13 protein-coding genes and 3 pseudogenes are annotated in these 20,556 nt (G+C 47.7%); 2 read left to right on the forward strand and 14 right to left on the reverse strand.

The genetic code is table 11. The features are described from left to right. Positions 1 to 9 precede the first annotated feature (9 nt). The 10 genes and pseudogenes from BUC01_RS03705 to BUC01_RS25755 all read right to left on the reverse strand — a co-directional run. A complete protein-coding gene (locus tag BUC01_RS03705; RefSeq protein ID WP_025832817.1) occupies positions 10 to 2,214 on the reverse strand; it encodes a hypothetical protein in 2,205 nt (734 codons plus the stop codon). 176 nt (positions 2,215 to 2,390) lie between these two features. Continuing rightward, positions 2,391 to 3,185, reverse strand: a complete 795-nt coding sequence (locus BUC01_RS03710; RefSeq protein WP_081795815.1) for a DUF4469 domain-containing protein — start codon at positions 3,183 to 3,185, stop codon at positions 2,391 to 2,393. Between the two features lie 241 nt (positions 3,186 to 3,426). Further along, complete coding sequence (locus BUC01_RS03715; RefSeq protein WP_025832819.1) at positions 3,427 to 4,980, reverse strand: ATP-binding protein; 1,554 nt, start codon at positions 4,978 to 4,980, stop codon at positions 3,427 to 3,429. A 285-nt stretch (positions 4,981 to 5,265) separates the two neighbouring features. Next, the gene (locus BUC01_RS03720) at positions 5,266 to 8,574 is read right to left on the reverse strand and encodes a hypothetical protein (protein WP_073312745.1); all 3,309 of its coding nucleotides are present in this window, start codon (positions 8,572 to 8,574) and stop codon (positions 5,266 to 5,268) included. Between the two features lie 48 nt (positions 8,575 to 8,622). Then, positions 8,623 to 10,197 (reverse strand): DUF3868 domain-containing protein, encoded by a 1,575-nt coding sequence (locus tag BUC01_RS03725; RefSeq protein ID WP_073312746.1) that lies wholly within the window; start codon positions 10,195 to 10,197, stop codon positions 8,623 to 8,625. 28 nt (positions 10,198 to 10,225) lie between these two features. After that, positions 10,226 to 11,167, reverse strand: coding sequence for a FimB/Mfa2 family fimbrial subunit (locus BUC01_RS03730; protein ID WP_025832820.1), 942 nt, complete (start codon positions 11,165 to 11,167; stop codon positions 10,226 to 10,228). After that, entirely contained in the window at positions 11,164 to 11,721 is a 558-nt protein-coding gene (locus BUC01_RS03735) for a DUF3575 domain-containing protein (protein ID WP_025832822.1), read from the reverse strand. The genes BUC01_RS03730 and BUC01_RS03735 overlap by 4 nt, the downstream gene beginning before the upstream one ends. A 37-nt stretch (positions 11,722 to 11,758) precedes the next feature. Next, complete coding sequence (locus BUC01_RS03740; protein ID WP_025832824.1) at positions 11,759 to 12,175, reverse strand: hypothetical protein; 417 nt, start codon at positions 12,173 to 12,175, stop codon at positions 11,759 to 11,761. Between the two features lie 440 nt (positions 12,176 to 12,615). Next, positions 12,616 to 13,674: a tyrosine-type recombinase/integrase gene (locus tag BUC01_RS03745; RefSeq protein WP_025832826.1), complete on the reverse strand. Its 1,059-nt coding sequence runs from the start codon at positions 13,672 to 13,674 to the stop codon at positions 12,616 to 12,618. Between the two features lie 182 nt (positions 13,675 to 13,856). Continuing rightward, a pseudogene (locus BUC01_RS25755) lies at positions 13,857 to 14,028 on the reverse strand (TetR/AcrR family transcriptional regulator); the annotation flags it as partial. Between the two features lies 1 nt (position 14,029). Between BUC01_RS25755 and BUC01_RS03755 the strand changes: the two are divergent. Together BUC01_RS03755 and BUC01_RS26155 are read left to right on the forward strand one after the other, a co-directional pair. Further along, a pseudogene (locus tag BUC01_RS03755) lies at positions 14,030 to 14,275 on the forward strand (hypothetical protein); the annotation flags it as partial. A 36-nt stretch (positions 14,276 to 14,311) separates the two neighbouring features. Further along, positions 14,312 to 14,833: pseudogene (locus tag BUC01_RS26155) on the forward strand (imelysin family protein); the annotation flags it as partial. A gap of 393 nt (positions 14,834 to 15,226) precedes the next feature. On the opposite strand, the gene BUC01_RS03765 reads toward BUC01_RS26155, so the two are convergent. The 4 genes from BUC01_RS03765 to BUC01_RS03780 all read right to left on the reverse strand — a co-directional run bounded on the left by BUC01_RS03765 (position 15,227) and on the right by BUC01_RS03780 (position 20,555). Beyond that, entirely contained in the window at positions 15,227 to 15,949 is a 723-nt protein-coding gene (locus tag BUC01_RS03765) for a LytR/AlgR family response regulator transcription factor (RefSeq protein WP_025832832.1), read from the reverse strand. Beyond that, positions 15,946 to 16,998, reverse strand: coding sequence for a sensor histidine kinase (locus BUC01_RS03770; protein ID WP_025832833.1), 1,053 nt, complete (start codon positions 16,996 to 16,998; stop codon positions 15,946 to 15,948). The genes BUC01_RS03765 and BUC01_RS03770 overlap by 4 nt, the downstream gene beginning before the upstream one ends. Further along, entirely contained in the window at positions 16,995 to 18,155 is a 1,161-nt protein-coding gene (locus BUC01_RS03775) for a sensor histidine kinase (RefSeq protein WP_025832835.1), read from the reverse strand. Before BUC01_RS03775 ends, BUC01_RS03770 begins: the two co-directional genes overlap by 4 nt. Positions 18,156 to 18,221: 66 nt before the next feature. Further along, positions 18,222 to 20,555, reverse strand: a complete 2,334-nt coding sequence (locus BUC01_RS03780; RefSeq protein ID WP_073312748.1) for a TonB-dependent receptor — start codon at positions 20,553 to 20,555, stop codon at positions 18,222 to 18,224. Position 20,556: the final 1 nt, after the last annotated feature.

Genomic DNA, 20,556 nt, shown 5'->3' on the forward strand with positions numbered 1-20,556 from the left:
ATTACTGAATTAAGGAACAACGGCAGGTGCGGCAGGGCTTACCAGTACTGTCACGTCTTCCATGCCCGAGATATTGTTTTTCAGCACAATCGGTGCGGCGGTGAAGTCGGTGACGGAATCTTTCACGGTCAGGGTGAAAGTCTGATGTCCGGTGGTATCCGTCGGATTGTCTCTTGTAAAGGCAGAAGTCTCTGCAACGGTGAACCAGGACGACAATGTGCCCGCCGTCACACCCTGCGGGGAAGTCACCTTCACTTCAACGGTGGTTGCAGCGGTACGGGGCACATCGGTAATCTTATTGTCGGCGTAGGCGGCTCCGCCCGTAGTGCCCGTCAGCTCAATCGTCGTGATGGCAGGGTCAAGCAGTTCTACCGTCAGTTCCAGTTTCTTGGTGTCGTCACCCAGGCTGATGATTTCGAACTTGCTGTTCACATCACTGCTTGCCGTTACATCCTTTAGTGTGAGCGTGTAGTACTCTTCTACCGGAGTCGTTGCATGCACATCCGTGGAGGGAGTTCCGGTGGCACTTGATGCCGGACCTGTGGTAGCTTTCGATACCTCCAGCCAGGGAAGCGTGTTAGGCAACACCAACTTCGTACCGAAGGGACAGCTTGCTCCGAGCGTGATGCGGCTCTTACTGGTCTTATATATAGTGAGCTTGTTGTTTGCCTTATCGTACAGGTTGAAGTTCCCCGTAGCCGCATCCGGTGTGGCGAAATCCAGTACCGGGGCTGTGGCGGGCGGCACGATGGTCAGTTTGGTGTACACCGATTCATCCTGTGAAGCCGATTCGTTGGCAAGTGTCAATGTAACAGGAACATACGGGGTTCCATCAGTCAGCGTGTATTTGAAGGTCATGGTGGTGGTAATCACTCCGTCTACCACTTCCGACTGATAACTGGCCTCGTCATGCGTCAGCCAGTCGATGTCCCATCCGGTTGTGGTGCTGAACTTCGGCTGTACTTTACCGCTGGCCGTGGCGGTCAGTGTGATGGTTTTCTCCCCGCCGTCGGCGGTCACGCTGATTTCCTTGGTAGCGACGGGCGTGTCGGTTCCTTCCACATTCAGTGCAGTCACTACGGGCGCTGCGTTATCGGGTTTGATGATGACTCCGCCGCCGCTGGTCCAGTCCACGATTTCGAAGAAAGCGGTGATGGTGGCTTCCATCACTTCCTTGATGTGAAGGGTGTAGCGGGTGTTTGCTACTATGTCCATGAACGTGGGATCACCGCCACCTTCGGGAACCCGTTGTATATCAAGATGGTACTCCACCGGAACGGGGTCTTTCTGCATCGGGTTCTGGTATTTGCCTTTGATGATGAGGAACGCCTTGTCCGTATCTTTAAGCGGATAGGTATAAAGGGCGCTTTCCGTCACTCCCTGGTTGGCTTTGGGCAGCATGAGGTAGCTGCCTTCGGCGGTGGGGTACTGGATGAGGCTGGCGGTGCGTCCGGCAGGATCAAGTTCTGCCAGCGTGCCCGGCATCACGGTGGATTGGTTTCGTCCGTTGCCCAGCGATACGCTTTCGATAATCAGTCCCGTCTTGGCGGATTCATTGTCGATGTCGAAGCGGCTCACGCGGCGTTTGAGTTCGATGTTCACCGTGGCGATGTTGCCCAGTATCTTCGTCGTGCCGCTTCCGGTCATCACTAGCGGGGTGCCCAGGGCGGTGCCTGTCGGGAGGAGTTTGGCGGTGAAGTACTTTTCGAAATCCCCGGCTTTCGTGCCTTCGGTCTCGATGGCTCCGGTGGCGGCGTTGGTGGTCACTGCCGTCAGGGGAGCGATTGCGTTTCCGTCAGCCTGGTAGAGCGTGGTGCTGTTTGCCACGCAATACAGTTTCAGGTTGGGGATGCCTTTCAGCTCCGTGGGGAAGATGGATGCTTTCCGGTCGGTTCCGGCACCGCTCAGTTTGAAGGTTTTGGCTGCGGTGTTGTCTTCCGCGGCGGCTTTCCACGTTTCCAGGTACTGGTAGTCTCCGCCGTCGGCGGTGGCGGCAAACACATAGATGTCCAGATTGTCAATCTGGTTTTCACTCTCGGAGGCGATGGCGCGGGTGTATTCCTGCGACTCTCCTCCGCCACTGAATACGAGACGGATCTCTTTGCCTTGCGCTCCGTCTGTGGGAGCGTCGTCAATACCCAACTCGTTCTGGCTGCATCCTGCAAGCAGGGCCAGCAGGGCGGGCATCCAAAGCATGTTACTTTTTTTCATCATTTGTCTATACTTTTATTTGAAAGTTAATAATCTTATTATAAGGCTTTTATCGGCCCGTACTGTTACAGCACCCGTAAACGGTCAGTTACGCCGGTCGTAATAGTACTGTTACGCCACCCGCAAGTGACCGGTTACGGCACCCGTAACAGTACGGCTGCCGGTTGCTGTTGCTTATTTTATCCCAACGGGTTTTCCTCTATGCCGCCATCCCCGCCGCTGCTACTGCCTCCTCCTGAGGGAGCCGTACCGATATAAATGGTCTTCGTCACACTGCGCGGAACTTTCAGCAGCGTCTTACTGTTGCCGCTGAACTGTGTGGTTACTTTCAGTTCATACGTTCCGTCAGCCAACTCGGCGGGGATAATGAATGTCAGTTTCGAAGGATCGTTCGTTACCCAGAGGTCTTCGGTCACTTTGGTTTCCTTGTCCCTGCTGCTTGTCAAGGTAATACCCACCGTCGGGTCGGTTCCCGCTACCTTCAGCCTGCCGCCTGTAAGTGTGAAGGCACGTCCTGCCGTGGCTGAGGCATCCAGTGCACGGGTGGAAGCATCCTGCACGCCACCGATGTACATGGCGCTGCCTTTCTCGCCGATAATGCCCACCGTGGTTTGCTTGATGGCTTCCCGCAGGTCGGCGCCTACGTTGAAGTTCACCACGATGGAGTTCTTTGCCGGATTCCAGGTGGAGTTCTCTATGATGCCCCGGAAGCTGACGGAAGCGTAGTATAACCCTGTGTTTACGCTCACTCCGGTCATCAGCAGTCGCTTGATGACACGCTTCTGCAGGTCGAAGACGTGGCGGATGGTTTCCTCGCGCAGACCGGAGTCTTCGGCTTTCAGTTCGGCAATGATGCGGTTTTCATCCGCGTTGCCGATGGAGACGGGGACGAGGATCATATCCTCCTTGTTGTCCACGGTCACGGTGTTGTCCGCCAACTGGCCGTTGATTTGATACTTGATTTCGTTTGCCATAATCTCTATGTTTTTATAATTAGTAATGTCGGTAAAACCGTAGTTCTGCCGGGTTGATAAATCAGATAATTAGGGCATGGGGAATGAGTTTCTTGGAGAAAAGCTGTTCAGCGGATTGATAATCCGTCGAAACGGGAGGGTATTTCACAAAAAAATCATTCCAACATGTCAAAGTACGAAAGTTCGTTTGACATGTTGGAATGATTAAAATATAGGGGGATGCTTAGTTTTTAAGCGTCAATTAAGATTCAACTATCCACTTCTCGATATTCCGGGTTTTCGCGCTGAAGTTTATTCCTATCTTAAGGAGCTTTCGCCCGTCGGCTACAAAGGGAAGTGCATATTGCTTGTCGTTGATTTGCTGTAAAGCCTCTTCGGCAGTGCCATCCAGTTTGAACTCCATTATGTAAATGAATTTGTCCGTCTTCAACACGAGGTCTACGCGGCCATTGTTCGTTTTATACTCTACTTGGGTATAGAAGCCTACCAGCTTGAAGACGATGAAGAGCACATTTTCGTAATGCAGTTCCTGCTCGCGGATTACTTCGTAAGTGGTATCGGCAAAGAAACTCTGCAAGCGACGGAAGAAGGAGTCGTAATCGCCCGAACGTATTTCACGGACAAAATTCTGAACTTCAAACGGGGTTTCCACTTTACTTACGTTAGTATAGAAAGGCACAAGGAAACGGATAAATCCTTCCTCTACTTCCTTGTTGGGGAAACCTAAATGATATACACCGAATTCTTCATCATACCCCTTTATGGTAAGATATCCGCTCTGATAAATCACCGGAATGGGGTTGGTGGATTCAGAGTCTACGCTGTTCAGCACCTGGACGTCAGTTTCTTCGTGCGCCATCCGTTCCAGGTCATAGTGGTGTTTTTTCAATAACTTCACCAGATAAGTGGGAGTTCCGGTTTCAAACCAGTAACTGTTGAACTCTTTGCGTTTGAAGGCGTTGAGCAGGCTGAACGGGTTATAAATACCAATAGAATTGTGCGTGAAATGGTAACCGTCATAGTTCTCCTTGAGTTCAGCACAGATTTTATCGTATGTCACTCCCCGGGCGGCGGCAAATTCATGCAGTTCGGCTTCCAGGTTCTCGTGAATCTCCCGTTCGCTGATTCCGCAGATCTCAATGTATTCGTTCCACATGGAAATGTCATCCAGATTATTCAAGTCGCTGAATACGCTGACTTTGCCGAATTTGGTTACGCCTGTCAGCAGAGCGAACTTGATATAACCGTCCTTCGTCTTGAGTGCTCCATAAAAAGGCTTCAGGGTATCGCGGAATTGCTTTTGCAGTTCTTCGTTCCCGATGGCTTGCAGCATGGGTTTGTCGTACTCGTCCACGAGGATAACTACGCGTTGTCCCGTCTGCTCACAAGCCCGCTGAATGATGCCGGCAAAACGCAGGGAGAAGGAAGTTTCAGTCGGGCGGGTGCCATACAGACTTTCCCAATAGGCCAGATTATCATTCAGGATTTTCTCCAGGCTCTCCAAATTGTCATACTTCTCTATGTTGAGATCCAGGTGCAGTATGGGGTGCGCTATCCAATCCTTTTCCAGCTTTTCCACGGCCAGTCCGTTGAACAGTTCCTTCTTTCCCTGGAAGTAGGCTTCCAACGTAGAGATGAGCAGGCTCTTGCCAAAACGGCGCGGACGACTCAAAAAATAATAACTGCCGGTCTTCACCATTTTATGCATCAAAGCTGTTTTATCAACGTAGAAATAACCGTCTTGACGAATCTTCTCGAAATTCTGGATGCCGATGGGAAAAATCTTATCGCTCATATTCTTCTGCTTTTATACATCAATACACAAAAGTACTGATTTCTGTTTTATTCTCAATCGTAGAAGAGGTATTTATTTAAAAAGAAATCATTCCAACATGTCAAAGAACGAATGTGCTGTTGCCAGCTATGCCCAATGAAGGGATTGTCATTTCAAATGGTATTTGTTCAAGCAGATTTGCAATCCGCTTGTGTTTGGTATTAGGATTTGTAATCCGATAAGAATTAATTCTTTGTTCGGATGTGATGTGTCGGGTTACAAATCCTGATGCTTAATGTTTGCAATTTATTTCGATATAAGATATATACGGCGCTCTGAGGAGTTGTCGTAAGTGTTTATATCTATTCCCCATCTATTATTAGGACGATCAATATCCAGTCTATAATTCGGATTGTTTGTAGCGCACTTTACCCAGTGGTCACTTGGTATAAGAGTGTTAAAAACATTGCTTGTACTAGGGAAACCGTACCAACCGTCATCAACAGGAATAGTCTTCCCCACAAATGACATCCACTCTTCTTTTGTAGGCAGGCGCCATCCCGGATAGGAAGATTGTATATCGCTGTCTTTAATTTGGTCGAAATTTTTAGTGGTTGTCTCCAAGAATATCCAGTATCTGTTCGTATTGTTATCCTTATAAGATGTTTTGCCTCTGAATACAGGCATCCTCATATACAAGTCTATCATATAATCCGGGAAACGGGCATCTTTAGTCGTAAAATTGTAATAATATAAATTGGGGTTGTTGGTGAATGTTGCTGAACTCTTAAATGAAAGGGTAAATACGTTTTTTATACTGCCGACACTTCCACTTTGGCTTCCAGTGCTGATTTGCGTGACGTTTGAAGCACTTGTATTACTTATGTTAGTGAACTGTAATCCTGCTGGAGACGTAAAAGTAAATACAAACCCAGTCTCACCAGAAGTTCCCCAAGCACCATCAACATAAATGTCTACATCAGAGGCTGTACGATTATATGTGATTCCCTGTCCATCCCGATTACTGGTTACTGTAGGCACTGATGATTTGAAAGTTACCAAGATAGGCTGGTTCTTCTCTTCATCTGATAAGTTCTTGACGTAAAGTGTTCCACCCCTCACATCCGTTGTTGCGAGATTACTTGTTTTATATTTAATTATATAATTTTGCTCCTTCGCATTGGCAGATGTTAAGTTAGCCTCCACTCCCGAAGGCAACTGCAATTTACTTCCTCCCAAAGAATATACTTTCAGCGTAGCTGTAGAGTAATAAGAAGATTTCAACTGATATAAATTCAAAGATTTACTGCCTGATATATACGAATTTATAGTGGGGTCCATACTGATAGCCGAAATCGCTGGTATCTGAAATTCTCTCGTGATATTTACCGTCATTCCCATGCCACCGGAAGCAGAAGTATTGGTAAATACGATTTGCGTATCATCGAAATTCGTTGCATTCTCTATCAGTTTGAAGGTAAAACTTGCGGTTTTACTTTCTGGTGTGTTACGTGTGGTCGGCGGTGTGATATTTTCCAACCATGTCGGACACTTGCTTACGACAGGTTTGTTATAACTATCCATCGTAATGGTGAATTGCCTATCCTTGATGATAGGCATGGTAAGCGTGGCAGTGGTGGTCGTTATGTTTGAGAGGCTAATACCTGCTCCTTGGTTCGTTAGCTGTAAATTACTAATTCGATTGGGCAGCAATTTCACCTTGACATTTTCGATTTTAGTCTCATCCGAGTTGTTTTTCAGAGTTACGACAAGTTCTTTCTCCGCCAGGTCGGTGACGCCCGTACTTGCCCACTTGAAGGTGTATTCCTGTGTGGTGTTTATGCTTGAAGCTGGACTGACGGTGATGTCCGAACCAACGGGAAGCTCTATCTTACTGCCACCTATGGATTTGACAGTTATCACACCAGTAGAAACTTTAGTACCGGTTGCCTGTACCAGATAGAGTGTATTTTCCGCTGCATCCCAATTGTTTATTCCGTCGGGGTTCATTGTGCCTCCTGTTGCTTCTACGACAGGAATGTCAAAAGTGGCATCTATCAATATCACTTCCTCACTACCTCCCGCTTTATCTATCAGGCGAAGGATACCGCGGGGATAGCTGTCACCCGTATAGTCTTCATTGAAAGAGACTTTATATTTCACTTGCTGCGTGCCGCCTGCACGCGTAGCGGTGACGGGGATTTCTTCCAGTTTCAGCCACCCGGTCTGCGGGCTGCCGCCGTAGTAGGTCAGTTTCGTTTCCACCCCGGCATTGGAACCGGTGGCTACAGTGAAGCCGCAGATACTGCCTGCGGTGAGCCCCAGTGTGACAATATTGGTATTAGCATCGTAATTAGTTTCTGCGGGTGTCATGTCGGACACGATGATGGCGTCCAATCCGTTGTCGGGTTCGTAATCATCTATGTAGTCGCCTGTTTCCCAGTCCACCAGCCGGATATTCGCCTTTACCTCAAAAGGGTCGGCCTCGGTAATCTGCACCGTATAGCGGTGGTTATGGTTGATTTCGATACGTGTGCCGTTACCGTCGCTCACCCGTTCGAAGGGGATGCGGTAAGAAACCTCTTTCTTCTCGTCTGTTAGGTTCACCGCATACAGTCCTTTCAGTATCAGATAACCTTCATCCATTGCCTTGCACGGATAGCAATAGAATGCTTTGGTGGTAGTCCCTGCGTTGGCATTCAGCCCGTCGAAGGGGCGGTAGGGATAGGTAATCAGTTGGTCGGCTGTGGCAGGTACATCACCTATAGGACGGATAGGGAACAGCGTCACGCCTTGTCGCCCGTTGCCCATACTGATGTCGGTAATAGTGAAATGAGATTTTACGGCATCATTCACTACGTCAAAACGTGCCACGGCACGGCTGAGCGAGACGTTCAGCCGCACGTATGTCCCCATGCTGTATTCCCGCAAGTCAACCGGCTGGCTGTTGGCACCGGCCATAGGCAGCGGGGCAAGCAGGATATCCGTATTGAAACCGGTGGACTCCAATAACGGGGTATTCAGTTTGATAAAGTCGTTCTCGGTGGGGATGCCGGGTGTCGTTACCGCATCGCCCGGCACGCCTGCCTGTTGCGAACTCTGTTGCAACGGGGTATAGCCGGTGTACTCATGTCCTGTCGCATCATTCAGTTCCGTCTGGTTGGCTACACAATAAAACTTGGTGAACAGGCCCTTGCGGGGATAGAACACCACATTCACCCTTCCGGCTGCTTCATCCGATTTCAGGTCGAGCGGGGAAACACCCGCAGGCAGCTTTCCGGCCTCCGCACGGTAGGCGAAACGTTCCTGAAATGTGTAAGGCCCTTCTTCCTTATCGCTGCCGAAAGCATAAATATCAAGACTTCCAATGCGGTTCTCATCGTCTTCGGCTATGCCGTCGCGGGTCATAGGGCGACTCTCCGGTGTGCTTTGTACCAGAATCAGCTTGTTTTGCAGTGAGATTACCACCGAACGGCGGTTGGGGTCATTGGCCTGCGGGTTCTCCGGCGTTTCGGGAGTCCCGCCTGTTGTTTCCACCTCCGAGGTGCAAGCTACCACCAGACAGGGCAGCACCGCCAATGAGAGGCGTAGCAAGATTTTAGCTAATGTTTTCATTTCTTGTAGCGTTTTATGCAGTTATTATTTATTTTCATTACTTATCCTTCATTCCTCCTTCTTCATCTTCTTCAAATTTTTCCTCGCCTTTTCCGGCTCTATGCCCAGTGCCTTGCGGAACCATTCCTCCGCTTTCTTCCGGTCACCCTCCAGATAAGCCAATACTCCGAAGTCATTCCAAGCACGCGGATCGTCCGCCACCTTATCCAGATATTGCCGGGCACTTATCGGGTCGCCCGCCATAATTACCGCCGAGGCGGCATTGATGTTTGCCAGCGCATCGTCCGGAAAGTGATAGGCGGCTATCTCATAAACTTCTCGGTATTGCTCCGTACCCGGACGGTAGAAAGCCGCTACCCGGTACATCTCCTGCAATGACAGCAGGCGGGGATGTGTGTATATCAGGCTTGCCGCCTCTTCGATGTTGAAAGCGCGGGCTTCATAACCCACCGTCACCCGTATACGTCTTAACTGCGGGAAATAGTCTTTCAGGAGTTCCCGGTAGACAGTTCCCCCGTACATATCCATCAACTGTTTTTCACGTCCTTCAAAGATGCCGACTCGGGCAATAAGGGACAGCACCTCGTCACCGTGTTTCATGGGATGCTGTTTCAGCAGTTCCACCAGTCCGTCCCAATCTTCGGGTACGGAAGAGACTTTATAAAGGCCGTGCCCCGGCACATACGTTGCACACATGTATTCCTTGAAACAGCGGGCGCGGTTGGAGGCAAGTATTTCATTGTCTTTGTACGTCCCGTCGGGTGAAGCGTAACCGCAAATGGAAATATCAGAGATGCTTGCCAGGTTCCCTTTAGTAAGCGGGCGCATCAGGCTGTCCAGCTTCTCCAGTTCCGAGCGGTTGTTATGAAAATCACGACGGACGTCATAAATTCCAGTAGGGTAGTCTATATATAAGGTGGCACTTTCCGAGCGGTGTTTCAGGGTTTCCATCTCAGGGGTGAGGTAAGTCACCATTGCCGTACACTCTGCGCAAGGCACACATTCCGGGGTGTTTTTCATTTTCCGGTGGTCGGTGACGGTTTCACGTCTTTCTTCAATAACTTGCGGAACGTTTATCTGCTCTTGTGGAATCATTGTTTCCACTTGTGAAACTGCTATCTGCTCCTGCGGAACCTTGAAAGGACTGTTCACGGCAAGGTCAGCTATCAACGGTTCTACTCCGAGAATCTCCATCCGGCAACAATCCCGTTGCTCACGCATCAGCACCAGCGAGGCGTGTTCCATCCACGGACTGTAAGCGATGGACACATGATAGTTGATACTGTCTTTCCGGTTCCGGGCATAAAGTGTGCGGTAAGGAGGAATATAACCGGATGCGGGTTGGAGCGCCTGCTGCCTGTGATCGGCACGGGCACGGCGACGCCCGCTCACCACCACTGCCGGAAGTTCCTGCAAGCGTCCCGCACTGCGCAGCACGGGCGTAAAGCGGTAAGCCTCCGCATTCCCTGCTTTGGTATCGTCCAGATTCAACAGCAGTTCTATATGAAGACTGTCCCCTTGCGTAAAGACATGCGAACTGAGTACCGGAGTTCCGCCCGCCCATGCTTCCGCCGCCAGCAGTACCCCAGCCAATCCTCCTATTATTTTCTTTATATGCCTCATCTTTAATTTTTAATTTTCAATTTTTAATTTATCCGAGTCCTCCTCCTTCCGTCCAGTCCGACGCATTCGTTTGCGTCACCACAATCGTCCGCCCTATGGTTACCAGCAGGTCGAATTCCTGTTCCGTGTTCTCATCCAGACTGACAGGCAGCTTGCGAAAGAAAAGTTGCAGGTCTATCTCCTTCATAATCCTTTCATCGCCCCGGTATATACTCAACAACGGGTGTGAACCCGATGTCAGGCGGTACGTCACCAGTTCCCCCGTCAGTTCGTCATTGTAGTTCATTGCCGCCCGGGTCTGGTGCCACGTCACCGGACTGCCTATGGAGGGGAATGTGAAAGCCCCGTCGCCCACAGCCAGCGGTATGTCGTAACCTGCCGGAAAACCATATTCGCAAGGCACGCCCCGCATACGGAGCGTATATCCGCCCGTTCCTTCCGCAGGATAATACCCGTCCTCCCAATGTACGGTTATCCGGAGCACGGCGTGGCAGTGTGTCAGGTATACGGTCCTGTTCACGGAAACCCCTGTGGCGGAAACTTCGAATGTGCTGTACCCGTAATAGAGCCTCTCGGTATTGGTCCGGTATCCTCCTGCGGGTGTTCCCGTGGCCGAAGTCATTACCAGTTCACGGATTTTTGTCACGCCGGGTTGCGGCGGGGGCACTATGTCGCTTTCATATCTCCAGTTCCCCCATGACACGAGGGTGTAGCGTCCGGAAGGTAATTCCCCCTGCCAGTATTCCAGGCTGTCGCCCTGCAACGTCCAAGTATTCACCAATATCCCGTCCGCATCGAAAAGGAACTGCCGGATATTGTCCACATACATGGCGAGCTGTCCGGCATCGGGTCTTCCGGCATAGCGGTAATTCAGCCGTACATTGTAGGGACACACCTGCGGCTCGTCAAAATCAAACGTGCAGGAGGTGCAGAACCAGAGTATGCAGCAGAGAATTACCATAACTTTCATCGTATGAAATAAATGAGTGACACACCGGCCCGTGTAGGCCCGAAATAATTCCTTTTATAATGTCCCATGCGCTCGCCGCAGCCCGCGCACCGGTATTTGTCATATTCCATGCGGGCGTAGCCGCCGCCTATCACGGCCTCCACGGAGAAGCGGTCGCCCAGTACCCAGTGATAACCGTAGCTGATGCCCCCGCCATACAGGTCGCCCCGGTAAATGATGTCTTCCATGCCCGAAAAGAAGGGAATCTGCCCCACATTATAATAAGCGTAATGTCCGTGCACGCCGAAGAAATGCCCCTCGAATTTGCGGCAGGGCCAGTAGCGCAACTCCGGTTGCACCAGGTAGAGGTTCAGTTTCATGTCATTGCCGAATTTCCATGCATTGTAAGCACCGTTCAGTACCATTGTGAAATGACGGTTGATGCTGGTTTCCATCCCTGCATTCGGGGTGGTGGTTCCCCATAACAGCAGGTCGGTGCGCAATGCCACACGTTGGGCAAAGGCAGCGGTACTCACCGTACAGAGTAACGGAATCAGCAGATAAAGTCGTTTCATGGGTAATTCGGGTTTATATTGGCGTGTCGGATGCGGGTTACGGCATGGTTATGGTATGGTTGCCGGTCAGGCATTCACTGACGGGGAGTTCGGCTATGGAAATCTCCATCAGATAGATGCGTGTCATTTGGTTGATGATGCCCAGCTTACGGGCTGTCGTCCCGTAGCAGGAATAGAAATCCTCATCGCTGGGACGGTTGAAGTAGATGCCTTCGCCCAATGCTTCAAGAATGGAAAGTAGGTTGATTTTATGGTATTCGCAGGCGAGGCGGTAAGATTCGGGCAGGTTGTCCGGCTGGTGCTCCGCCAGTGTAATCAGATGTCCTTTTGAGAGTGCCTGCAGCAGATATGCGATTTCTGAAGGGGGATAATTGAAGGAAGTGCTCAACTGATAATCCTTATATTGGATGTCGTGTAGTACTGCCAGGGCGAGTTTGGTTCTGAGTGTTAACATGACGCTTGCTTTTTATGTAGATTATTGTCTGTTTTGTTAAGGATGTTCCGATTCCCGGTAGGAAACGGAACAAGCGGCGGCGTAAGCATAGGACAGGCGGATAATACTTGACTTCCATTTTTAAAAGGCGGACAATTCTTCGTATTTCCTCCTTGTATTCTTCAATTTTATAATGAGCTTCCCCCATATTGAGGTATGGGTAAGGGGAGTCGTATCTCCAAACAAAAAAAGTGAAAGCTTTCTAATCTATATAAAGGACTTTTGAGGCAGTATATCATATTATTACAGCAATATCCTATTTCTTGACATGACTTTTCCGGACAAAATCTAACTTTCAGAATAAGAGAGCTGTTTTTGTCGTGTCTGATGTTGTAAACTAACCGATTTTTTACAGAAAAGAGGGAAACTTCGATAAGTATTTCCGGTTTTCCTTGTTTATCTCAATTGAAAACAGTTCCTTTACCGCCGGAATCGTTCCGTTTCCTACCGGGAATCGGAACACCTGTATGACACTCATTTTTAGAGCTTTTTCTCTCTTTATCTCGCCCTGCTTCTTTCTTCTTCCCTTTCCACTTTTTCTCCGCTGCAGGATTAATCAGCGATGCCATCTGCAAATTCACCACCGCCAATTGTTCAGTAGAAAACGAGCGCAAATAAGTATGTGTAATCTCCTCCGAAGCATGACTCAACCCCGCACTAATCTTAGCCACCGGAATATCCTCATTATACGCCAATGTCGCCCAAGTATGGCGTGCCACATAAGAAGTCAGCCTCACCTCCAATCCCAATCGCTCAGATAACCGATACAAATGTTTATTGTAAAGCCGCAAAGCACTTTCATACTGTCGTCTCTCTTCCGGAATACTCCCCGGATTCCGAATAATTCTCAGCAGGTAAGGTGAATCCGGATTCTCACATTTATACCTCCCGATAATCTCCCACATCCATGGCTCCAGCGTAATACTCAGCGCCCTCCCCGTCTTACTCCGGTGATAGCACAGCACATTATCATGAATATCCGTCTTCCTCAAATAAGCCAAGTCAATAAAAGGAATCCCCCTCAGATAATAAGAAAGAATAAACAGATCCCGTGCCATCCCCAGACTCGGCGCATCCTCCAAATCCGCCTCTGCCACCATACGAAGCTGTTCAATATTCAACGCCCGTTTCCTTGTTTCCTCATACCCCATAAAAATCCCGTTAAAAAGCTGCCGTGTATCTTTCAGCAACTTTTCCTTTTCAGCCTGTCGGCAAATAGCCCGCAGTGACCGAAAATAACACGCCGAAGTATTCGGTGAACATCCCGAAGCCAACAAATAGTGTTCAAAACTCAGAAAAACGCCCGCTGTCAGCTCTTTAAAACCCAGCAATTCCATATCCGTAAACCTCTCCAAACCATGCAGCATACTGCGGCACGTATGTTCTGCAGAGAACTTGAACAAATCATCCAAAGTTTCCGCATGAGCTATAATAAACTCCTTCAATGTCTTAATTCTCATTCCAGTGTTCTTTTAATTAATGGTTATTTCCTCCCCAAACCCCACTCTACATCATTTGTTTTAGAGTGAAAAAGAGGTAAACATCAAAAGTAAGAACAGGAGGGATGGCTGCTTGTCATGAAACACGTATAAATGTCTGCACTTCCACTTAATATTCAAAACCATTCAAAAAAAGAGAGAGCTTATATTTTCATAAGCTCTCTCCAACCAGTTACTTCGAATGTGATGTATTCCGTCACTATCTGTTCCAGATCTCCTATCCCGGACTCGATGCATTATCAATTCCTCAAACATGGTGAACATCCACGCCGTGTGCAGGTGGATGGAAAAGTCGGATACGTTGATGTTCATTTCTTATGCCCGCTATGAGTACTATAATCCGCAGGAAGAGGCTGAGGGAACTGCCATGATTGAAAAACGTTGCCAGGTGAGCAAATGGACGGCAGGACTTAATTGGTTCGCATTGCCCAATCTGGTTGTGAAAGCCGATTACACTACCCGCAAGATTGGTACGAACAAAGTATTCGGATCTACCAAATATAACAATGAGAATGAGTTTGCCATCGGCATAGCTTATGTCGGTTGGTTTGTGAAGAAATAGTTTTAGATAGGTTTTATAATTTAATGTTTAAGTAATATGAAGAAGTTTTTTTATTGGTCGGCCCTGGCTTTGGGCTTGATGTTCACTACTACCGCTTGTAGTGATGATGATACCACAGATGTGGATGCTAAAAATCTGGACTACACACCTGAGAATGCAAGTAGTTGGGGAAATTACATGCGTGTAGTTGCGCAATTGTTGGTAAATGATGTCACGACTCTTTATGATGACTGGGCAGTTAAATACAACGAAGGTGACAGTTATGCTAATTTCTTTAAGAATCAGGATGCTTTGACGAGTGTTGAGCAACTGATTGACGGTTGTGTCGATATTGCTAATGAAGTAGGTACTGCCAAAATTGGTGACCCTTATGATCTTTTCGTTGGAAAAAATGAAGAAAAAGCTTTGTATGCTGTGGAGTCATGGTACAGTTGGCACTCGCGCGAAGACTACCGTAACAATATCTATTCTATCCGTAATGCTTATTACGGAACACGCACAGGTGTTATTGGCGAGTCATCTCTTTCAAAAGCGGTAGCCGCAGTAAATGATAATCTACTAGGAATACAGAACTTTTATTTATCTTTGTATGGACTTAAAAAGAAATCGATTATGAACACTTTAGAATTGGAAGCTTATAAAGCAGAATTGGCCAGGGAAGTGTTGAACATCAATAACCAAGAGGTACTCGATACCATAAAAGACGTCATACGAAAAAGTGAAGAGCTAACCAACACTCCCTATCGGATGGGCGTTAGAGAAGCCCGAAAACTGTTGCAAGATTCTGAAAAGAGATTTGAAGAAGGAGAGTATGTCAGCGAAGAAGAGATGGAAGAGTTTTATAATGCGCTGCAATAATGAAAATACAATATGTTTATTAAGTACTCGTTCATAATTAGTTTATAAGATGAGATAAATGATAATTTATCACTCTATCACCTCACCACTTTATCATTCTTTTCTTTTTCCTTTCATTAGAAATTCTTCAAAGAATGTGTCGCGGTAACTGTTGCCTATGGCAATCTCATAATTACCTATATAAATATCATTGTTATCAAACGAATCGATGTGCCGCGTATTGACGATATACGATTTGTTTACCCGGAGGAACATATCCTGGGGCAGGAGTTCGGAGATACCTTTCATATTCATGCGGGTGATGATGCGCTGTTCCGGCAATTGGAGGATTACATAATCTTTCAATCCTTCGATGAAAAGAATATCGGCATAGTTCACTTTGAAGTATTTCCGTTCGGACTTGACGAAGAAATACTCTGAAGAAACATTGGTCTCAAGGGCTTCTTTCTCTTCCTTCATTAATAGCGAATGATAGGAGAGAGCTTTTTGTACAGCCTTCTGAAAACGTTCCGGTTCTATGGGTTTTACCAGATAGTCAATGGCATCAACTTCATAGCTGTCCAGTGCATACTCCGTATAGGCAGTGGTGAAAATGATAAGTGTCCGTTTGGAAACGGTGTGTGCGAATTCTATGCCAGTGATACCGGGCATCTGAATATCCAGAAAAATAAGGTCGACAGAATGTTCTTCCATAAACCGTGCGGCAGACACGGCATTGTTGAACATGCTCAGTAAGCTAAGTTCTTTATTTTCTTCCACCAACATTTCCATGGCTTCGCGTGCCAAGGGTTCATCATCTATTATAATACAATTCATAAGTTCAGTTTTAGAGTTACTGTATATTGATTTTCCGTTTCCGCCACTTCCAGAAGATAGCGACCGGGATATAATAGTTCAAGTCTCCGGCGGATATTGGTCAGTCCGATGCCGCCTACCCGGCTTTTGGCAATTGCGACGGCAGGCTTGGAATTCTCACAGCGGAACTCCAAGCGGTCATTATCAATCTTAAAGAAAAGGTGGACGTATGATGGGTGTTCGCTGTCAAAGTTATGCTTCACGGCATTCTCTACAAATGGGATGAAAAGCAATGCCGGTAACTGTATGGCATCAATTTCCCCCTCTTCGGTGATGCTGTAGTCGAAGTGGTCGCGCCGTATCTTCTCCAGATTGAGATAATCATTCAGAAAACGGATATCCGAACGGAGAGGTACATGCTCGCGGAAGTTATCATTCATCTGATAGCGCAACAAATCCTCAAGTTTGAATAATACTTGCGATGCCTCAACAGGATTCTTGCGGATGAGCACATTGGCATTATTCAGCATATTGAATAAGAAGTGTGGATTTATTTGGTTCTTGAGAAACCTCAGTTCCGAGTGTAGGGTAGCGGATTGCAGTTCGTCTACCCGTTGGTTGTAAAGTATCCAGTGACGGAGTAGGAGTATGGCGGACATTCCGGCTATGGTAAATCCCATTGCCAACACTCCTGATATGGCATTTATCAGGATAGGAATCAGTTGGGAATGGACTGCGGTAGTCGTAACCTCGACAGTGAGAATCTGAAATATAGCTACAGCCACAATGATTATCAGACTCACCAAAATCACCCCGAACGCATACGTCAGCAGACGGTTTTTCAATAGGAAGCGGGGAAATAACCAATATAGATTAATATAGAAAACCGCATCGATAGAAAAAAAGTAAATGGCCCAACCGACTAATCTTTGCGGCAATGCAAGTGGTCGCATAGGTTCATTCCAGAGTATATTTACCGTGATGAGAAACACGACAAATTGCAGGAACAGATGCCTTGCCACCCGATATTGAGGAGCGAGCAGGAAATTGGTGAAGCGGTTACCGGTCATTTTCCACCTCCTTTCAGCTCAAGCCGGATGCTTTGGTCAGTTAACTCCAACTGATATTGTTCTCCATATTGCAGGTTGAGGCGTTGCCGGATTTTGTTCAGTTCCTGATAGTTGACAAGAGTATTAGTTGATGAGGAGATAAAGGGCTGCGCAATATCTGCTGTATGCTGCAAGGAACCTTGTCCCCTTGTTCCCTCGTCTCCTTGTCCCCTTCTTTTTACCTGACAGTTGAAAAGGACAGTATCACTCTCAACTTCCAGACTGATTTCGATGGAGCACGGTTGTACCTTCTGCGCCTCTGTTTGCTTTACGGCGTACTGTATGAACGGGATAAAAAGCAAAGGGAATATAAATGTACGTCCGGTTTCTCCGGATGCATTGATCCGGAAGTCAAACTTGCCCGAAACGAGCTGTTCCAGTTCCAGATAATTCGTGAGAAATTTGATTTCCGTATTCAGCAAAACCTTCTCCCGATTGCAGTCGTACAACTGATAACGGAGTATCTGGCTCAGCTTCATCAGCATCTTGGAAGCTTTTCCCGGATTCACCAATGCCTGCTCTCCCGAATAATGAAGCACCCGGAACAGCATCGAAGGACTAATCTGTTCTTTCAGATGTTCTATTTCAGACTGTAACCTGATTTTCTCCAATTGCATTACACGCTGGTTCTCCAGTATCCACAACCGCAACAGGACGGTCATGCTACCACCGATAATGCTAAGGAGCGTCAACGGGAAAGAAGAGAGATAATCCATCACGAGTGCCACTTTAGGATATCCGGTGAAAATATTAGGTATGTGCAGAACAGATGATACTATATATTCTTGTGTGGCCTGTAGGGCAAACACCACTATTAAACCGCCCGACAAGTAGAGAATATACGTCAGGTATTTCTGTTTGAGCAGATAGCGGGGTGTCAGGTAAAGCAGATTAAAATAGAAAAGAGAACCATACAGTACAAACAAATTGAATATGAGCAGGTATATCCGGTTTCCCAACGCCCCCGTTGCGTCCCGCAGAGTAAACAATACCAGATTGCTGGCTATGACAAGCAGTGCAACAATGAGCGTTGCATGTCTGGCCAGCCGGAGGCGCGGACTGACCAGAAAACGGTATAGGAAAGAACTGTCGTTGCCTATGATAGGTATTGTTTTCATCGGAGTCTTTTTAATTAAGTTGACGAAGATAGGATAAATTCATGGAAAACAAGGCTTTCCAGGGAATTAAAACTCTATTTTATAACTGATATTGGTTAACCCCGTTTTCTGCTCGCTCGCCTCTATTTTCTCGGTTTTTATGTTATAAAGGTGTTGAATGTACTCTTTGGCTCCCGTAAAATTGATACCTTTTATGGCGAATTCATGGGAAACGCGACGCTTGTTGATACGATAACTCACCGTATAGTTGCCAATCAGCATTGGCGAACGCTGTATGGAGTATGCCTGCGTTTCATCATACTGAACTTCTTTGTCGGGATGCGCCATAGTTGCTTCCACATCAATCGGGGCATACCGTTCTCCGCCCTGCAATGTCATTTTCAGGTTGACACTAAGGATATTTTGCTTGTTGCGTCCCAGCATCCATTCCTTGCCTATCAGTCCGTTCAATACATATTTCCGGTTGAAGCGTGTGTTGTGCCATACTCCGTCGCCGCCACGGTAGCGCGAATCAAATAAAGAAGCTGTCACCATATAATAAAGCCCTTTGCTTAATGCACGTTCCCAGGTGATGTCTACTCCTATGTTTCGTCCGCGACCTTTGTTCACCAACGTGTTTTCTACGAAGAATTCATCCCGGTTGAGGACAGAGAAAGAGCTGTCGCGCATGACGGGGACATCGTACAGGAATTGTACGTAAGGCTCTACTTTCAGACTCATGTTGTTCGACATTTTGTAGGCGAACGATAACATCAGGTGATGCGCTTTCGTGAAATCAAGGTTTTTGTTCACGGACTCGTCACCTGTGCTTTGTGTTTTTACAAAATATACATCGAGCTTTTCCATACGGCTGTACATGCCGTAAGCCAATGCAAAAGATGTTTTTGCGTTAGCCTGATATTTCAGACCTGCGCGCGGTTCCAGTGTCCAGCGATTATTCAGGGTGAGTAATTGTCCGTATAAGCCGAAGTTCAGGCTTAGCTGGTCGCTCATTCCCCATGAAGAACTGTTATAAGCGGAAAGCAGGCTGGTGTTTCCGTCTCCTTTTGATATCAACTCCAACGGTTGGTCAATGAAGGGGGCGAGTTTCAAATCCATATTGTAGAACATTTGCGTATACGTGAATCCGGTCTTGTTGGTGAAGCGGTTGCTTATCTTCCGATTCAGCGAAGAGGTCAGTATCAGGTTGGTACTTCTGCTGTACTGGTCAAGGAAAGGAGAACTATTCAGTTCCCGGTCGAAATTTAATTGAAAGGCTTCCTGGTCGGAATAAGTGCCGGCAAGAGTGGTTTTCAGCAAAGTGTTTTCGTCAAAGAAGTAGCGGTGTGTGATACCTCCGGCTGCCATATATTGCGTGGAATGTGCTTGCGCTGCGTCTTCCAGATAGTCCCATTTGCCGGGCTCCCTGTCGAACGAACTTTTGAATTTATCAATGAGGGCAGTTCCCCATACAGAGAAAGTTCCGGCACTGCGGGTAGGGAAGTTCAGTTTAAAGTTCAGGTCTTGATAATCCATCTTTCCACCCAGGTCCACGTTCAGTAATCCAGTGGTGGAGTAGCGGTAGTTGAAGATATAGGAAGCCTTATGCTTCTTGCTCAACGGGCCTTCGGAAGCGAAGTCTATTCCCATGATGCCGACCTGAAAGGTATTTTCATTCTTCTGATTGTTTCCGTTGCGCAATTTCATGTCGAATACACCTGAAACAGCATTGCCGTATTCTGCCGGAAAGGCTCCCGTGAAGAAGTCCGAATTGCCCAATACCTGTGCGCTGAGTGATGAAAGGATTCCTCCGCCCAGAGTTGCAATATCAGCAAAATGGTTGGGATTGGGAATCTCCACGTCTTCCAGCCTCCACTGCAATAGGTGGGGCGCATTGCCATGAATGGATATACCGTTGTTGGAAACACTCGGTGCCACTCCGGCAAATGAAGCCACCAGCCGGGCAGGGTCATCGAAGCCGCCTGCATAACGGCTTGCTTCTTCTACACTGAGCATACGCGCGCCGGCAACAGCCATTTTGTTCATTGCTTCGTCCCGGTTGTTGGCACGGACTACCACTTCATTCAGCTCATTGACGTTTTCGCGCATGGCTATTTCCAAATAAACTTCCTTGGCGGAGGTCACCAGTATTTCGCGTATGATTGCCGGTTCGTATCCCATGAAAGAAGATTCTACCGAATGCCGGCCTACCGGAACCTTGGGCAGTGTGAAACGGCCGAGGCTGTCGCACACTGCTCCTAAATCCGGCATATCCGTCAGGCGTACGGTAGCGTAGGGAATGGGATGTCCGGATGCCCGGTCGTTCACAACGCCACGTAGAGTTTGTACCGGTCGTTCCTGAGCGAAACAACAAACTGAAAAAAACAATGCTATGATTGCTATTACATTAATCTTATCCATC

The sequence above is a fragment of the Bacteroides stercorirosoris genome (genome assembly GCF_900142015.1).
GTDB classification, from domain to species: domain Bacteria; phylum Bacteroidota; class Bacteroidia; order Bacteroidales; family Bacteroidaceae; genus Bacteroides; species Bacteroides stercorirosoris.

What these genes read in the sequence shown, in the direction of transcription:
- BUC01_RS03705 (WP_025832817.1), bottom strand. Translation starts at nt 2,214, where the DNA reads ATGATGAAAAAAAGTAACATGCTTTGGATGCCCGCCCTGCTGGCCCTG.
- BUC01_RS03710 (WP_081795815.1), bottom strand. Translation starts at nt 3,185, where the DNA reads ATGGCAAACGAAATCAAGTATCAAATCAACGGCCAGTTGGCGGACAAC.
- BUC01_RS03715 (WP_025832819.1), bottom strand. Translation starts at nt 4,980, where the DNA reads ATGAGCGATAAGATTTTTCCCATCGGCATCCAGAATTTCGAGAAGATT.
- BUC01_RS03720 (WP_073312745.1), bottom strand. Translation starts at nt 8,574, where the DNA reads ATGAAAACATTAGCTAAAATCTTGCTACGCCTCTCATTGGCGGTGCTG.
- BUC01_RS03725 (WP_073312746.1), bottom strand. Translation starts at nt 10,197, where the DNA reads ATGAGGCATATAAAGAAAATAATAGGAGGATTGGCTGGGGTACTGCTG.
- BUC01_RS03730 (WP_025832820.1), bottom strand. Translation starts at nt 11,167, where the DNA reads ATGAAAGTTATGGTAATTCTCTGCTGCATACTCTGGTTCTGCACCTCC.
- BUC01_RS03735 (WP_025832822.1), bottom strand. Translation starts at nt 11,721, where the DNA reads ATGAAACGACTTTATCTGCTGATTCCGTTACTCTGTACGGTGAGTACC.
- BUC01_RS03740 (WP_025832824.1), bottom strand. Translation starts at nt 12,175, where the DNA reads ATGTTAACACTCAGAACCAAACTCGCCCTGGCAGTACTACACGACATC.
- BUC01_RS03745 (WP_025832826.1), bottom strand. Translation starts at nt 13,674, where the DNA reads ATGAGAATTAAGACATTGAAGGAGTTTATTATAGCTCATGCGGAAACT.
- BUC01_RS03765 (WP_025832832.1), bottom strand. Translation starts at nt 15,949, where the DNA reads ATGAATTGTATTATAATAGATGATGAACCCTTGGCACGCGAAGCCATG.
- BUC01_RS03770 (WP_025832833.1), bottom strand. Translation starts at nt 16,998, where the DNA reads ATGACCGGTAACCGCTTCACCAATTTCCTGCTCGCTCCTCAATATCGG.
- BUC01_RS03775 (WP_025832835.1), bottom strand. Translation starts at nt 18,155, where the DNA reads ATGAAAACAATACCTATCATAGGCAACGACAGTTCTTTCCTATACCGT.
- BUC01_RS03780 (WP_073312748.1), bottom strand. Translation starts at nt 20,555, where the DNA reads ATGGATAAGATTAATGTAATAGCAATCATAGCATTGTTTTTTTCAGTT.